This is a genomic window from Coriobacteriia bacterium, from assembly GCA_041658765.1.
Lineage (GTDB): Bacteria > Actinomycetota > Coriobacteriia > Anaerosomatales > JBAZZO01 > JBAZZO01.
This window is the reverse complement of the sequence record JBAZZO010000009.1, coordinates 1-15,504: the sequence shown is the minus strand read 5'-3', so window position 1 is coordinate 15,504 and position 15,504 is coordinate 1. Positions and strand designations below refer to the sequence as shown.

Below are 15,504 nucleotides of genomic sequence, written 5' to 3'. Positions count from 1 at the left end.
ACATGCCCGGCTTCGTCCACCTGCACACGCACTCGGAGTACTCGCTGCTCGACGGCCACGCCAAGGTCGACGGGCTCGTCTCGCGTGCCCTCGAGCTGGGGATGGGCTCGCTCGCGCTCACCGACCACGGCGTCATGTTCGGCGCGGCGCAGTTCCACCGGGCCGCGAGCGCGGCGGGCGTCAAACCGATCGTCGGTTGCGAGATCTACTTCACGCCCGAGTCGCGCCACCGTCGCGAGGGTAAGCCCCGTCTCTACCACCTCGTGCTGCTCGCCAAGGACATCACCGGCTACAGGAACCTCATGCAGCTCGTCTCGGCCTCGCATGTGGACGGCTTCTACTATAAGCCTCAAGTGGACCTCGAGCTTCTGGAGCGGTTCAAAGGGGGACTCATCGCGACGTCCGCGTGCATGTCGGGCATCGTGAGCAAGTCGCTCGAGCACGGCGACGAGGCCGAGGCGCGCCGCTGGGCCCAGACGTTCTCCAAGCTCTTCGGCGAGGAGGGGTTCTACCTCGAGCTGCAGGACCAGGGCATCGTCGCCGACAACGGCGTGACGCAGGCGCAGCTCAACCGCGGGCTCGCGTCCATCGCCTCCGAACTAGGTCTCGGCACGGTCGGGACGAACGACATCCACTACGTCAAGGCCGAGGACGCCGAGGCGCACGACATGCTCGTGTGCATCCAGACCGGTTCGACGCTCACGGACGTCGGGAGGATGCGCTTCTCCTCCGACCAGTTCTACATGAAGTCGCCCGAAGAGATGGCGTCCGCGCTCGCCGGATATCCCGAGGCTCTCGCCAACACCGCCGAGATCGCGGCGCGCTGCGACGTGGAGATCGAGTTCGACCGGATCATCCTCCCGGTCTTCGAGACGCCTGCGGGGCGGACCGAGGACGAGTACCTGCGCGAGGAATGCGTCGAAGGACTGAAGCGCCGCTACGGAGACCCGCTCCCCGGCGAGGTCGTCGAGCGTCTCGAGACCGAACTCGAGGTGATCACGGGCAAGGGGCTGTCGGCGTACTTCCTCATAGTCGCGGACTTCGTGGGCTGGGCGAAAGAGCACGGCATCGGCGTCGGTCCGGGCCGAGGGTCGGCCGCCGGTTCGATCATCTCCTACGCGCTGGGCATCACGTCGCTCGACCCGCTCGAGCACGGACTACTCTTCGAGCGGTTCCTCAACCCCGAGCGGACCGAGATGCCCGACATCGACATCGACTTCGACGACGAACGCCGCGGCGAGGTGATCGAGTACGTGCGCGCCAAGTACGGCGCCGACAAGGTCGCGCAGATCGTCACGTTCAACACGATGAAGGCCCGCGCGGCCGTGCGCGACGCCGGACGCGTCCTCGGCTACCCCTACGGCGTGCCGGACAAGGTGGCCAAGCAGATCCTCGAGGACCCGAAGGCGACCATCGCGAGCTCGCTGAAGGGGAACGCCGACCTGCGCGCGGAGTACGAGGCGGGGGGCGACACGAAGCGCATCATCGACGCAGCGCAGGCCCTCGAGAACATCGTGCGCGGGGAGGGGGTCCACGCGGCCGCAGTCGTCATCTGCCGCGATGCGCTCTCGGGCTACACCCCGCTCAAGCGCGACACGAAGGGCGAGTCGATCATCACCCAGTACGAGGGGAAGATCATCGCCGAACTCGGTCTGCTGAAGATGGACTTCCTCGGGCTGCGCACGCTCACCGTCATCGCGAAGGCGGTCGGCTCCATCCGCGGGCACCACGGCGTCGACATCGACATCGAGCGCCTGCCGATGGACGACGCCGACACCTTCGCGCTGCTGAAGCGGGCCGACACGGACGGCGTCTTCCAGGTCGAGTCGCCCGGCATGAAGCGCGTGCTGCTGAACCTGAAGCCGACCGTCTTCGCCGACATCGTGGCGGTGGTCGCGCTCTTCCGCCCGGGCCCGATGGACTCCATCGACGACTTCGTCGCGCGCAAGCACGGCCGTGCACAGGTGACGTTCTACGACGACCGCATCAAGCACATCCTCGAGGAGACGTACGGCGCGATCGTCTACCAGGAGCAGGCGATGCGCATCACGATGGAGATGGCCGGCTTCTCGGCGGCGAAGGCGGAGAAGCTGCGCAAGGGCATGGGCAAGAAGATCATGGCCATCGTCGACGCCCTCAAGCCCGAGTTCGTGGAGGGCGCCGTCTCGCGCGGATACGACCGCCGGCTCGCGGAGAAGGTCTGGGCGGACATCCAGAAGTTCGGCGAGTACGCCTTCAACAAGAGTCACGCCGCCGCCTACGGTCTCATCGCGTACCAGACCGCGTACCTCAAGGCGCACTATCCGTTCGAGTACATGGCCGCGGTCCTCACCTCGCACTCGGGGAAGTCCGAGAGCGTGACGAAGTACGTCGCGGCGTGCAACAGGGCGGGCATGCAGGTGCTCCCGCCGGACGTGAACACGTCGGGCAAGGACTTCACCGCGGTCGGCGAGACCATCCGCTTCGGCCTCGGCGCGGTGCGCAACGTCGGGGAGGGCGCCGTCGACGCGATCGTCGCGGCGCGCGAGGCGGGCGGTCCCTTCACGTCTCTGCACGACTTCTGCGCCCGCGTCGACATGCGCTTCCTCAACAAGCGCGCCATCGACGCGCTCGTGAAGGCGGGGGCATTCGACTCGACCGGGTACACGCGCAAGCAGCTCGCGGAGTCGCTCGACGAGTGCGTCGACGGTGCGACTCGCCGCCAGAAGGACGCGGCGAGCGACCAGACGAGCCTCTTCGACCTCGACGTCGACCACGGCTATGCCGACGAGGTCCCCTCTCCCGACGGGATCGAGTGGGAGAAGCGCATGAAGCTCGCCTTCGAGAAGGAGGCGCTCGGCATCTACGTCTCGGACCACCCGTTGCGCGAGATCGCGGATGCGCTGAAGGCCGCGCGTTCCTTGAGCCTCGGCGACTCAGAGGAGTTCAAGGACGGGACGACGGGGTGGTTCGCGGGCATAGTCACCAGCAGCGCCGCGGTGCCGACGAAGTCGGGCAAGGTGCGTGGAGATATCGTCCTCGAGGACCTCGAGGGCTCGATGAACGGGGTGCTCTTCCCGCAGGTCTTCGAGAAGTGCCGCGACCTGGTCGAGGTCGATGCGATCGTGCGTGTGAAGGCGAGGGTCGAGGCGTCGGACCGCGGCCGCAAGCTGCTCGTGCAGGAGGTGCAGGCGTTCGACGGGGGAAGGTTCGAGCGGCCGCCTCTCGTGGTGAGGATGGACGCCGCCGTGCTGGCCGACGGCGCCGCCGGGAGATTGAAGGACATCCTCGCGCGCCATCCGGGACCCGATGCGGTGCGGGTCAGGTTGTCGTCTCCCGAGGGCGTGAAGATGCTTGCGATGCCGGAAGGATTGCGGGTGGACGCCGGTCTCCCGGGGTTGCACGCCGAGTTGAAGGAACTGCTCGGTGACGGGGCCGTCGACGAGGGGTGAACCGGGGCTTGGCGAGGACCGTACCGCGTGGTATAGTCCACCACAGCAGCACTCTACCACGCTACCCTGATGGAGTGCATTTCTGAGCAGATGCGGCGAGGCGGGAACGGAGGACCACGCGTGCGGCCGGTGACACCGAGAGGGTTCCGTGACGTGCTCTTCGAGGAGGCGGCCGAGCGGTCGGCTCTCGTCGCTGCGATGGGCGATGCCCTCGCCGGATGGGGCTACCGTCTCGTCGAGACGCCGGTGGTCGAGGAGTACGCCACGCTGGAGTCCGGCGCGGGCGGCTCCCTCGAGGGCACCGCGTTCCGGTTGTTCGACGCCGACGGGCGACTGCTGGCGCTGCGTCCCGAGATGACCGTGCCGATCGCGCGTCTCGTGGCATCGAGACTCGCGGACGAACCGGGGCCTCAAAGGATCCGCTACACGGCCGACGTCTTTCGCGAGCACGAGTCGTTGCGGGGACAGGCGCGCCAGTTCACTCAGGTCGGGACGGAGCTCATCGGTGCGAGCGGCCCGGCCGCCGACGCCGAGGTCGTCACGGTGCTCGTCGACACGCTGGAGGCCGCAGGTCTTCCCGATTTCGAGGTGGCCATCGGCAGCGTCGCCGTCCTCCACGCACTGCTCGACGCGGCCGGGGGTGACGGGACATGGCGTGCGGCCGTCCTCGCGGCGGCTCACGAGCGGAACCTGGTCGAGATCGACCGCCTGTCACGCGACGGCGGTCTGGACGAAGATGTCGCGCGCGCTCTGCGCGAGGTGCCGCGGCTGCGTGGAGGCCGCGAGGCCCTCGACGCGTGCCGGGCGCTCGTGCGGGCGTGCGGACGGGCCGAGGCCGTCGACGAGCTTGCCGAGGTTTGGCGCCTGTTGGAGACCGCTGGGATCGCCGATCGCGTCACGGTCGACTTCGGAGTGATGCGCGGCTTCGACTACTACACGGGCCTCGTCGTCGAGGCGTACGCACCAGGGCTCGGCCTGCCGCTCGGCGGCGGCGGCCGCTACGACGGGGTGCTCGCCGGGTTCGGGGCGCCCGCTCCGGCCGCCGGCTTCGCCCTCGGCCTCGAGCGCGTCCACATCGCACTCGCGGAGCAAGGCGCCATCCTCGCCAGTGAAGGCCTCGACGCGGCGGTGGGCGGGTCCGACGCGGGAGCCGTTCTTGCCGCGGTGCGCGGCCTGCGCCGCGAAGGGAGGCGATGCGTCGCCGTGCCCGACCGGGACCGCGGCGAGGTCGCGCGCGAGGCGTCGCGGCTCGGCGCGCGCGAAGCGCTCTGGGCCGCCGACGACGGTCTCGAGCGCCTCGGACCCGACGGGGGCGCTCTATGATCGCGCGCCGGACGCGAGACGGGGACGGCGGCGGCACGAGGTTGCGCATGGCGCTGCCCAAGGGTTCTCTCTACGAGGAGTCCGTGCGCGTGCTCTCGTCCGCGGGCGTGGACGTGGAAGGCCTCGCGGATCCCGGCCGCACGCTCCTCGTGCGCTGCGCCGATGTCGATTTCGTCATCGCGCGTCCGACGGACATCCCCGTCTACGTCGCCTACGGCGGTGTCGACGTCGCCATCGCCGGCAAGGACGTTCTGCTCGAAGCGGGTCTCGACCTCGTCGAGATGGTCGACCTCGGTTTCGGCGCCTGCCGCTTCGTCGTCGCGGAACGTGCCTCGAGCGCGGGCGAGGCCGACGAGCACTATCGCCGTCTCGGAGTCATGCGGGTGGCGACGAAGTACCCGCGTATCACCGAGACGTACTTCGCACATCGAGGCATCCAGGTGGAAGTCGTGAAGCTGCACGGTAACATGGAGATCGCTCCGCTCATCGGGCTGGCCGATCGGATCGTGGATATCACCGCCACGGGTCGCACGCTCGCCGAGAACGATCTCGTCGTCGTGGACGACGTGCTCGCCTCGACCGCCCGGTTCGTGGCGAACCCGGTGAGCCTCAAGACCCGCTGCGCGCGGGTGACCGAACTGGCCGACCGCCTTGCCGCGGTCGTGGGGCCCTGAAGGAGAGGATGGGACCGATGCTGCGCAGGATCGAGCTCTCTCGCGGGAAGCGGCTCGCCGAGGCCGGATGGGCGCGGACCGGCGGCATCGACGCCGAGGTGCTCGGTGCCGCGGCCCGCATCGTCGAGGACGTGCGGCAGCGGGGTGACGCGGCGCTGCTCGAATACACCGCCACGTTCGACAAGGCGCAGCTCACCGACGTGAGAGTGAGCGACGCCGAGGTCGAGGCCGCCGTCGCGTCCGTCGGCGAGCCCTTCCTCGCGGCGATCGCCACCGCCGCGGCGGCCATCGAGGACTTCCACCGGCGGCAGGTCCCGCAGTCGTGGTTCGCCGCGCAGGACGGTGGCGTCTTCCTCGGGCAGCAGGTCACCCCGTTGCGCCGTGTCGGCGTCTACGTCCCCGGCGGCCGGGCGTGCTACCCGTCGAGCGTGCTCATGAACGCCATACCCGCGTTCGTAGCCGGCGTCGAGGAGATCGCGATGGTCGTCCCTCCCAGGCCCGACGGGTCCGTCGACCCGTTCACGCTCGCGGCGGCCGCGGAGGCGGGTCTTACCGAGATATACAAGGTGGGCGGCGCGCAGGCCGTCGCCGCGCTCGCGTACGGGACGCGCAGTATCCCCGCCGTCGACAAGATCACCGGCCCCGGCAACGCCTACGTCACGGCGGCGAAGAAGCTCGTGATGGGCGACGTCGGGATCGACATGCTCGCGGGCCCGAGCGAGGTGCTGGTGCTGGCCGACGACACGGCCGAGCCGGCCTTCGTCGCGATCGACCTCATGGCGCAGGCCGAGCACGACCCTCGCGCCTCGACGTATCTCGTGACGACCGATCCGTCGCTGCCGGACGAGGTCGAGGCGGCACTCGACGCCCTGCTCGAGGACGCCGTGCGCGGCGACGTTATCCGCCTCTCTCTCACCGACCACGGGTTGATCGTCGTCTGCCCCGACCTCGACGTCGCGGTCGACGTGGCGAACGAGATAGCGCCGGAGCACCTCGAGGTGATGTGCGCGGAGCCCTTCGAGCTTCTCGGGTCGCTGCGTTGCGCCGGCGCGATCTTCCTCGGGCACTGGACGCCGGAGAGTGTGGGCGACTACGTCGCGGGTCCCAACCACGTCCTGCCGACCGGCGGTACCGCGCGATTCTCGGGCCCGCTCTCCGTCGACGATTTCGTGAAGAAGACGTCGGTGATCTCGTACTCGTACGACGCGCTCGCCTTCGACGCCGCGACCGTCGTCACGATCGCCGAGGCCGAGGGTCTCGACGCCCACGCACGCGCCGTCACGCTCAGGCTCGAGCTGGCCGCGGGCGACGAGGGGGATCAGTGATGGACCGCATCCGGGAAGCTCGTCCCGAACTCATCGAGCTCGTCGCATACGACGCGAAGGAGCGTCGCGCGGACGTGATGCTGCACGCTAACGAGAACCCGGTGAACCTCCCGGTCGAGCTCGTCGGGAAGATCGCCGACCGCGTCCGCGGGTTCCCGTTCAACCGCTATCCGGACCCGATGTCGAGCGACCTGCGCGGGATCATCGCCGAGGCCAACGGGCTCGATCCCGGGAACGTGCTCGTCGGCAACGGCGGGGACGAACTCATACTCGACGTCCTGCTGGCGTGGGGGGGACCGGGACGGACGCTCCTCGACATGCCGCCGACGTTCACCATGTACGGCATCGACGCGGAGGTCACCGGGACGACTCTCGTGCGCGTGCCGCGTCTCGAGGACTTCTCGGTCGACGGGCCGGCTGTGTTGGAGAGTATCTCGCGCGGCGACACCGACATAGTCGTCGTCGCCAATCCGAACAACCCGACGGGCAACCTGACGCCGGAGACGCTGCTCATCGACATATTAAAAGCAACGGACGCGCTCGTCCTGGTCGACGAGGCGTACTTCGAGTTCAGCAGGCACACGATGCGCCCGCACATGGGGCGTCACCGCAACCTCGTCATCCTCCGCACGTTCAGCAAGGCTTTCTCGCTGGCAGGGATGCGCGTGGGCTACCTGCTCGCGCACGACGAGGTCATCCACGAGCTCACGAAGGTCCGCCAGCCGTACTCGGTCGACCGCTTCTCGCAGATGGTCGCGGCCGTGGCGTACCGCGAGCGCGTCGTGTTCGAGTCCGGCATCCGCGACATCGTCCGCCAGCGCGACCTGATCATGCACGGGCTGTCGTCCTTGGACGGGGTGAGCGTCTTCCCGAGCGAGGCGAACTTCGTGATGTTCCGGGTGGCGCAGGCATCGGCGGTCTGGCGGGACCTGCTCCACAACCATTCCGTGCTCGTGCGCGACTTCTCGCGCACCCCAGGCCTCGAGGACTGCCTGCGGGTCACCGTGGGCACGGATGAGGAGTGCCGGCGGTTCCTCACCGCCATGCAGGAGACGCTTGCGTCGCGCAACGCCGCGGAGATCCTCGGCACGGACGCGCGACCCGACGGCAGGGGGTAGGAGAATGGGCAGGACGGGTGAGGTCAAGAGGAAGACCGGCGAGACGGACGTCATGGTCCGCATCGACCTCGACGGCAGCGGACAGACGAGCGTCGACACCGGCGTGCCCTTCTTCGACCACATGCTCGACGCCTTCGGGCGCCACGCTCTGGTCGATCTGACGGTCACGGCGCGCGGAGACCTCGCTGTCGACGCGCACCACACGGTCGAGGACGTCGGCATCTGCCTCGGGCACGCCGTGCGTGACGCGCTCGGAGACAAGCGCGGGATCCGCCGCTTCGGGGACGCCGCGGTGCCGATGGACGAAGCGCTGGTGCTCTGCGCGGTCGACGTCTCGGGGCGCGGACAGGTCGTCTGGGAGGTCGAACCGCCGCTCGAGATCATCGGCAGCTTCGACACCCAGCTGTTGAAGGAGTTCCTCATCGCGTTCGCGACAAACGCGGAGCTGACGCTGCACGCGCACGAGGTCGCGGGCGAGAACGCCCACCACATCGTGGAAGCCTCCTTCAAGGCGTTCGCGCGCGCTCTCGCCGAGGCCATCTCGATCGACCCGAGGGCCACCGGCGTGCCGTCGACGAAGGGCGCGCTGTGATCGCGATCGTCGACTACCGCATGGGGAACCTGCGCAGCGTCCAGAAGGGCTTCGAGCACGCGGGCGTCGCCGGGGTCGTCGTGACCGGCGATCCCGCGACGGTAGCCGCCGCCGACGGAGTCGTGCTCCCCGGTGTCGGCGCGTTCCGGGACGCCGCCGCGAACCTGAAGGCCTCCGGCATGCGCGAGGTCGTGCTCGACCGCGCCGGAACGGGCGTGCCGCTGCTCGGCATCTGCCTCGGCATGCAGCTGCTCGCAACGACCGGGCTCGAGGACGGGACTCACGAGGGGCTCGGTCTGGTGCCGGGCGAATGCCGGCGTCTGCCGGCGGGGGTCAAGATACCCCACATCGGCTGGAACACCCTCGAGTATCCGAAGGAGAGCCCGCTGTTCGAGGGCATCCCTCAAGGTTCGGCGTTCTACTTCGTGCACTCGTACCACCTAGTCCCCGACGACCCGGCGGCTGTGATCGCGACCACCGAGCACGGGACGACGTTCGCCGCCGCGGTCGCCGCTGGGAGCGTCTTCGCGGTGCAGTTCCATCCCGAGAAGTCCTCGGAGCTGGGACTTCGCCTGCTCGCGAACTTCGCCCGCATCGTCGAGGAGGGCCGGCCGTGATCGTGCTTCCCGCCATCGACCTTCTCGGGGGAAAGGTCGTCCGCCTCCGCCAGGGCCGCTACGACGACGTCACCATCTACAGCGACGACCCTGTCGAACAGGCCCGCAGGTTCGCCGACGCTGGGGCGCAGTGGCTGCACGTCGTCGACCTCGACGGGGCTCGGGACGGCGAGCCCGCGAATCTGCGCGCAGTCGAGGCGATCGCAGATGCCGTCGATATGAACGTCGAGTTCGGGGGCGGGATCCGCTCTATCGAGACGCTCAAGCGGGTGGTCGCGGCCGGTGTCCGTCGCGCGGTGCTCGGCACGGCGCTCGTCACCGACCCGGAGTTCGTCACGCTGGCGTGCGAGACGTTCCCCGGCATCGCCGGCGGCGTCGACGCCCGCGACGGCAAGGTCCGCATCGCGGGCTGGCGCGAGGGCACCGGGCAGGACGCGCTCGAGCTCGTCCGCGAGCTCGCGGGGCTCGGCGTGCGGCGCGTCGTCTACACCGATATCGCGGTCGACGGGATGCAGACGGGCATCGACGCGGATGCGTACGAGGACCTCGCGCGCGGCGCCGGGATCGCTGTCGTCGCCTCGGGCGGAGTGGCGACGCTCGACGACGTGAGGCGCCTGCGGGAGCAGGCCCCCTCCGTCGAGGGCGTCATCGTCGGCCGCGCGCTCTACGAGGCCGCCTTCACGCTCGAGGACGCGCTCGCGGCCGCGAGCGGGGAAGGATAGCGCGATGCTGATGAAGCGCGTCATCCCGTGTCTCGACGTCCACGAGGGCAGGGTCGTGAAAGGCGTCAACTTCGTCGACCTCAAGGACGCGGGCGATCCGGTCGAACTCGCGCGGTTCTACGACGCCGAAGGGGCCGACGAGCTCGTCTTCCTCGACATCACGGCGAGCCACGAGGAGCGCCCGACGATGCTCGAGGTCGCGCGGCGCACAGCGGAGGAGGTCTTCATCCCGTACACGGTCGGTGGAGGCATGCGCACCGCCGCCGACATCCGTGCGATGCTTTCGGCCGGCGCGGACAAGATCTCCATCAACTCCGCTGCGGTGCGCGATCCCGCGCTCATCACGCAAACTTCGGGCATCTACGGGTCGCAGTGCATCGTCGTCGCCATCGACGCGAAGCGCGTCGCGGGGGACGTCGAGCGCTGGGAGGTCTACGTGAACGGCGGCCGGATCGCGACGGGCATCGATGCCGTGGCCTGGGTCCGCGAGGCCGAGAAGCGCGGCTCCGGCGAGATCCTGCTCACGTCGATGGACCGCGACGGCACGAACGACGGCTTCGACCTCCCGCTCACCCGCGCCGTCGTGCGCGCGGTGAACGTGCCCGTCATCGCGTCGGGCGGCGCCGGGGAACTCGAGCACTTCGCCGAGGCCGTCATCGAGACCGGGTGCGACGCGGTGCTCGCCGCATCCACCCTGCACTACGGCAAGTTCCGCGTGCGCGACGTCAAGGCGCACATGGACGCGGCCGGCATCCCGGTGAGACTCTGATGAGCGAGGAGGCGACGATGGACGCCGATACCCTGAAGTACGACGACCGCGGGCTCATCCCGGCGGTCGTCCAGCAGTTCGACACGCTCGAGGTCCTCATGGTCGCGTGGATGAACGCGGAGTCGGTCCGCAGGACGTGCGAGACCGGCCGGACGTGGTTCTGGAGCCGCAGCCGAGGGCAGTTCTGGATGAAGGGCGAGACCTCGGGCCACGTCCAGGAGGTGCGCGAGGTCCGCTACGACTGCGACGCCGATACGCTGCTCGTCCTCGTCGACCAGACTGGCCCCGCCTGCCACACCGGCGAGCGGTCGTGCTTCTTCCGCAAGTTATGTTCGGCTGATGGCGCCTCGACGCCCGAGCCGGCGTCACCGGAGTCGATGCCGTCCTCTTAGGGCGAAGCGAGGAGGGGGAGGACATGGAAGACGCGAGCGGACCGCTCGGCGCGCCCGAGCCGCGCATAGTGCCGCACGTCGGCGAGGTGCTCGAAGGCGTCTTCGCCGTGCTCGAGCAGCGCCGCGAGGACGCCCCCGAGGGGTCGTACACGGCGAAGCTGCTGCTCGGGCCGCAGGACAAGCTCCTCAAGAAGATCGGGGAGGAGGCCTCCGAGGTCATCATCGCGGCTCGCGACCGGGACCCGGTGCAGTTGCGGTACGAGATCGGCGATCTCGTCTACCACCTGATGGTCGTCATGGTCCGCGAAGGGCTCACACTCGACGATCTCGCGGCCGAGCTCGACGGACGTCGGCGTCCCTGACGATGGACCTGCCCGCGGGGGTGCGAAAGGACCGCATCGAGCCGCTGTGGAGGCGCGTCGAGCGCAACCGCGTGAGGCTCGCCGTCCTCATCGGCTTCCTCTCGGCGTGCCTCGCCGCCGCCGCCGCGGTCGTGCTCGCCGCCGCCGCGTCGGTCCTCGTGCTGTTCACGCGGGACGTGCGCTGGATCGTGTGGATGTGGACGCACCTGCCGCTCGTGATGGCGGAGGGGGCGGCGCTCGCTGCCTTCGGCGGTGTGCTGCGGGCCTGGGCGGTCCTGCGCCGATCCGACCGGACCCTGCTGCGCCGCCTCGGCGCGAGCCGCTCTCCCACGGGGTCATGCCTGCCCACGAAGGGCGCCCTTAAGGACATGTCGCTCGCCGCGGGATTCGAGCACTCCCCGCCGCTGTACCTCCTTCCCGAAGACAGCGTGAACGCGTTCGCGGTCGGGACCTCGCACAAACGCGCAGCTGTCGGGGTCACCAGGGGGTTCCTCCGCGAGCTGTCCGTCGACGACCAGCGCGCCGTCTTCGCGAACCTCATGGCGAGGTTCGTCGCCGGCGACATCCTGTGGGCGAGCGCGCTGTCGGTGCTCATGAGCCCCGTGTGGGCGTTGCGCGAGCGCGATCTGCGCCGGGACGACCGCGAGATCATCGAGAGTGTGGAGTCGGTGCGGTCGCGCCGGCGCGAGACGGTCGAGAAGGCGCAGGAAGCCTCGACCGCGGACACGTTCGCCATCCTCTTCTACACGCCGGTGATCGTCGTCACGGAGCTCCTCACCGCTGGCCACCGGCATTCGGCGCAGGCGACGGCCGAGACCGCCGACGGCGAGGCGATGCTCCTGCTCAAGGACCCGCGCGCGATGTTGCGTGGCCTCGAGCGCGTGCTCGTCGCCGACAACTTCGTGGTGTCGGCGGGGGACGCGTACTCGCTGCTCTTCTTCTGTTGGGCGGGGTTCGGCTTCGCGCCCGAGGACGATCCGGAGATGCGACGCATCTCCCGGCTTCGCGAGGTGGTCGGGACCGAAGGTCTCGTGGAAGAGATACTCCCGGACATCAGCGAGTACCTCGCGCCCTCTCCACCGCGGTTGGAGCAGCGGCCGTGAGGGCGTTATCGGCATCGCGCTGGGCCGCCGTCGTGTGCGCGGTGTCGCTCGCTCTACTCGCGCTCGCGCCCGCCATCGCGGGCGCGGCCGGGCGGATGGACCGCGCGACGGGAGCGGTCGTGGCGATCACGGCGGGCTCCGAGCGTGTGGGCTCCGGTATCGTCGTCGGTCTCGACCTCGTGCTGACCGCCGCGCACGTCCTCGACGCGACGCACGGGCAGCCGGGAGGGGTTCTTGCGGACGGCGACCTCGAGACGTTCACCGTGATCGCGGTCGACAGGGTGCGCGACCTCGCGCTCCTCTCGGTGCACCTGCCCGCGGTGCGCCCAATCGTGTGGGGCTCGAGCGCCGGTCTGTCGAGGGGACAGGACGTCATCGCCCTGGGATTCCCGATCGGGCTGCGCGCGGTGACGCTCACCAAGGGCGTCGTGAGCTCGCCGCTGCAGACGGTCGAAGGCGCGAGGTACGTGCAGACGGACGCGGCGATCAACCCGGGGAACAGCGGCGGGGCGCTCGTCGACGCGAAAGGCAGGCTCATCGGCGTCGGAGTCGCGAAGATCGCGGACGTGAAGGTCGAGAGTGTGGGCTTCGCGGTGCCCGGAGACGAGGCGCTGACGTTCGTGCGGACGTCCGCGCCCAGCGTGCGGCTCGACGTGTCCTCGCGTTCCTCGGCGTCGGATCCGCTCGGTCTGCCGCTCGGAGTGTGGCTCGTCCTGGGGAGCCTCGCGATCCTCGTCGCGGCGCTCGTCGTCTTCGCGGTGCGCGTGCGGCGCATGCCCGCGGCGTCCGATCCCGACGCGCCCAACGGGGTCGTGTGGGCGCATCGGCGCACGTTCCGCGTCTCCGGTCCCGGCCGGGTGGAGACGGTGACGCTGCGGCTGCCGGCGGTCATCGGTCGCGCCAGGAACGCCGACATCCGCGTGGAGGAGGAGGGTATCGCGCCCTTCCAGGTGCGGCTCATGCTCGGGCCGGGAGCCGGGATCACGGCGCTCGACCTCACCGGCGCGGGAGGTCTCTACTGCGGCGACCGCTGCGTCGAGCGCGGCGTGCTGGAGCCGGGCGGGTCCATCAGGGTCGGGTTGACCGGCATCGAGCTCGTCTCGACGGCGATCCCGGGTCTGGAAGCGTGAACGCCGCGGGGGCATAGTAGGAGGCGGCTGCATCCGCAGTGCGGCAGGAAGAGGGGGAGACGATGCGTCCACGGGGTCTTGTCGCGCTATCGGTCGTCGCGGCGCTCATCGCGGTGCTTGCCCTACCCGCGATCGCGGGTAGCGCTCCCGCGGCTTCGAAGGGAGTCGCCGCGCGGGCGATCGACGACAGCCTTCCGGGTCTCGAGACGACCGCCACGCACATCACCGGCACCCTGGACGCGATGGGCGCGAACGACGACGACATCTACCGTGTCCATCTGGAGGCGGGTACGCGACTGACGGTCGTGCTCACCGCCGATCCCGGCACGGACTTCGGTGTCGAGTTGTACGAGCCCGACGCCGAGCAAATGGACTACTACTCGGTGATCGCGCAGACCGATAGGCGGGAGTATCCCGTTGCTTTCACTTACACGGTCTTGGAGTCCGGGGCATATTTCCTAGACGTGCACGCGAACAGCGGTTCCGGGGCGTACACGCTCGATTGGTCGGCACGTCCACTCCGGCCCGGCGAGTTCCTGCCGGGACGGGAGATGACCAGCCGAGACGTCACCGACACGCTCGACGTGGTGACCGCGACCGCATCGTACTGGCGGGTGCGGCTCGAGGTCGGCGAGGCGCTCGTGGTCACCGTCACGCCCGCCGTCGGCCTCGAGGTCTCCGCCGAGCTTTGGGATATTGGCGTCACGACAGATACGGTCACACATCCCGACTATGAGGACCTGCCCGTCGTCTCTGTGTCTATCGGAGGCGAGCAGGTGCTCAGGTCGGTCGCCACGACTGCGGGGGAGTATCTGCTGCGCGTTCGCGCACTCGACGGTACGGGCGAGTTCCGGATGCGCAGCGAGATCGGCCTAGCGCCAGAGAGGGATCGCATCCCGGGAGTGCCTCTGTCCGCTTCGCCGGTCACAGGGACCATGTCACCGCTCGACCACTACGACTATCTTTCGGTCCGGCTCCGGCGGGGCGAGCGGCTGTGGGGCGTTCTGTGGGGAATGTCGCAAGAGACGTTCGCATGGATGGTCGAGACCTCGATGACCGCTGAACAAGCGGTGAACTTCGATGGCGAGTTCTCGCCGGTCGCCTTGGCTTGGCCGCCGGTCGATGAGTGGAATCCCTACATGAACATCGTCACCGATCACTTCGAGCGCATCGCGAGCCGTGATGAGACGCTGACCGTGATCGTGTACGCACCGGCTGAGGCTACGTACGCGCTCGAGTACTCGATCCGCCCCGCCGAGCCGGACGACGCGTATCCCGGCGTGACGGCTACGTCCTCGCCGTCGGCGGGGACGCTCGATTGGCGCGACGACTCGCACGATGCTCTAGGGTTCGACCTCCGGGCCGGTGAATACGTCACCTTCACCGTCGACACCGACACTCGAGACGTCTTCATACCGGGATGTTTCGGACCGGATGACACGGACTCACTGAGTTGGGCCGACAGAACCCCGTTCCTCTTCGAGGACTATCGCGGGTTCGTCGCACAGCGCACCGGCCGGTACGTCATCGATATGCACGCCTTGGCCGGCCGCGGGCTCTACACGCTCGAGTGGCGGGTCGGCACCCCGCGCATCGTCCTCGGCCGGCTCCCGGGGCGGGTCGGGGTCGGGCGAAGGCTGACCGTCACCGGCAGGATGACCCCGTTCCACTAGGAGTCCCGGCCGGTGACGATCGACTGCGCGCGCCTCGAGAACGGACGTTGGGTCCGGCACCGCAGCGTGGGGGCGGCGAACACCGATCCCGGCGGTGAGGTCGAACAGCACGTCACTCCCTTCCGCGCTACGGTCGCACTGCCCCTGACCTGCGTTCCGCAGCTAATTGCCCTTCTGGGCCACGTCCGAGGATAAAAGTGCAGGTCAGGGGTTTGCGACCAGTCGGAAATCGCGAAATGTCATAGATACACGTTTCGTGAATTGCGGGTTGCA

The 15,504-nt window shown here is 69.1% G+C and carries 14 protein-coding genes; all 14 read left to right on the top strand.

Annotated elements, in window-relative coordinates; genetic code table 11:
• Positions 1-2 precede the first annotated feature (2 nt).
• A complete protein-coding gene (locus WC971_06605; GenBank protein MFA5844482.1) occupies positions 3-3,431 on the top strand; it encodes a DNA polymerase III subunit alpha in 3,429 nt (1,142 codons plus the stop codon).
• A gap of 120 nt (positions 3,432-3,551) precedes the next feature.
• A complete protein-coding gene (gene hisZ, locus WC971_06600; GenBank protein MFA5844481.1) occupies positions 3,552-4,754 on the top strand; it encodes an ATP phosphoribosyltransferase regulatory subunit in 1,203 nt (400 codons plus the stop codon).
• Between the two features lie 47 nt (positions 4,755-4,801).
• Positions 4,802-5,428, top strand: coding sequence for an ATP phosphoribosyltransferase (gene hisG / locus WC971_06595; protein ID MFA5844480.1), 627 nt, complete (start codon positions 4,802-4,804; stop codon positions 5,426-5,428).
• A gap of 8 nt (positions 5,429-5,436) precedes the next feature.
• Positions 5,437-6,753 carry a histidinol dehydrogenase gene (gene hisD, locus WC971_06590; GenBank protein MFA5844479.1) on the top strand — a complete coding sequence of 439 codons (1,317 nt, stop codon included), beginning with the start codon at positions 5,437-5,439 and terminating at the stop codon, positions 6,751-6,753.
• On the top strand, positions 6,753-7,871 hold the full coding sequence (gene hisC / locus WC971_06585) for a histidinol-phosphate transaminase (protein ID MFA5844478.1): 1,119 nt from the start codon (positions 6,753-6,755) through the stop codon (positions 7,869-7,871). Before hisD ends, hisC begins: the two co-directional genes overlap by 1 nt.
• Positions 7,872-7,875: 4 nt before the next feature.
• Entirely contained in the window at positions 7,876-8,463 is a 588-nt protein-coding gene (gene hisB / locus WC971_06580; protein MFA5844477.1) for an imidazoleglycerol-phosphate dehydratase HisB, read from the top strand.
• Positions 8,460-9,080: an imidazole glycerol phosphate synthase subunit HisH gene (gene hisH, locus WC971_06575; GenBank protein MFA5844476.1), complete on the top strand. Its 621-nt coding sequence runs from the start codon at positions 8,460-8,462 to the stop codon at positions 9,078-9,080. Before hisB ends, hisH begins: the two co-directional genes overlap by 4 nt.
• Positions 9,077-9,802, top strand: coding sequence for a 1-(5-phosphoribosyl)-5-[(5-phosphoribosylamino)methylideneamino]imidazole-4-carboxamide isomerase (gene hisA / locus WC971_06570; GenBank protein MFA5844475.1), 726 nt, complete (start codon positions 9,077-9,079; stop codon positions 9,800-9,802). Before hisH ends, hisA begins: the two co-directional genes overlap by 4 nt.
• Positions 9,803-9,806: 4 nt before the next feature.
• Complete coding sequence (gene hisF / locus WC971_06565) at positions 9,807-10,571, top strand: imidazole glycerol phosphate synthase subunit HisF (protein MFA5844474.1); 765 nt, start codon at positions 9,807-9,809, stop codon at positions 10,569-10,571.
• Positions 10,572-10,588: 17 nt separating this feature from the next.
• Positions 10,589-10,963: a phosphoribosyl-AMP cyclohydrolase gene (gene hisI / locus WC971_06560; GenBank protein MFA5844473.1), complete on the top strand. Its 375-nt coding sequence runs from the start codon at positions 10,589-10,591 to the stop codon at positions 10,961-10,963.
• 23 nt (positions 10,964-10,986) lie between these two features.
• Positions 10,987-11,325, top strand: coding sequence for a phosphoribosyl-ATP diphosphatase (hisE, locus tag WC971_06555; protein MFA5844472.1), 339 nt, complete (start codon positions 10,987-10,989; stop codon positions 11,323-11,325).
• Between the two features lie 2 nt (positions 11,326-11,327).
• Complete coding sequence (locus WC971_06550; GenBank protein ID MFA5844471.1) at positions 11,328-12,428, top strand: M48 family metalloprotease; 1,101 nt, start codon at positions 11,328-11,330, stop codon at positions 12,426-12,428.
• A complete protein-coding gene (locus WC971_06545; protein ID MFA5844470.1) occupies positions 12,425-13,558 on the top strand; it encodes a trypsin-like peptidase domain-containing protein in 1,134 nt (377 codons plus the stop codon). Before WC971_06550 ends, WC971_06545 begins: the two co-directional genes overlap by 4 nt.
• 62 nt (positions 13,559-13,620) lie before the next feature.
• Positions 13,621-15,231 carry a hypothetical protein gene (locus tag WC971_06540; GenBank protein ID MFA5844469.1) on the top strand — a complete coding sequence of 537 codons (1,611 nt, stop codon included), beginning with the start codon at positions 13,621-13,623 and terminating at the stop codon, positions 15,229-15,231.
• Positions 15,232-15,504: the final 273 nt, after the last annotated feature.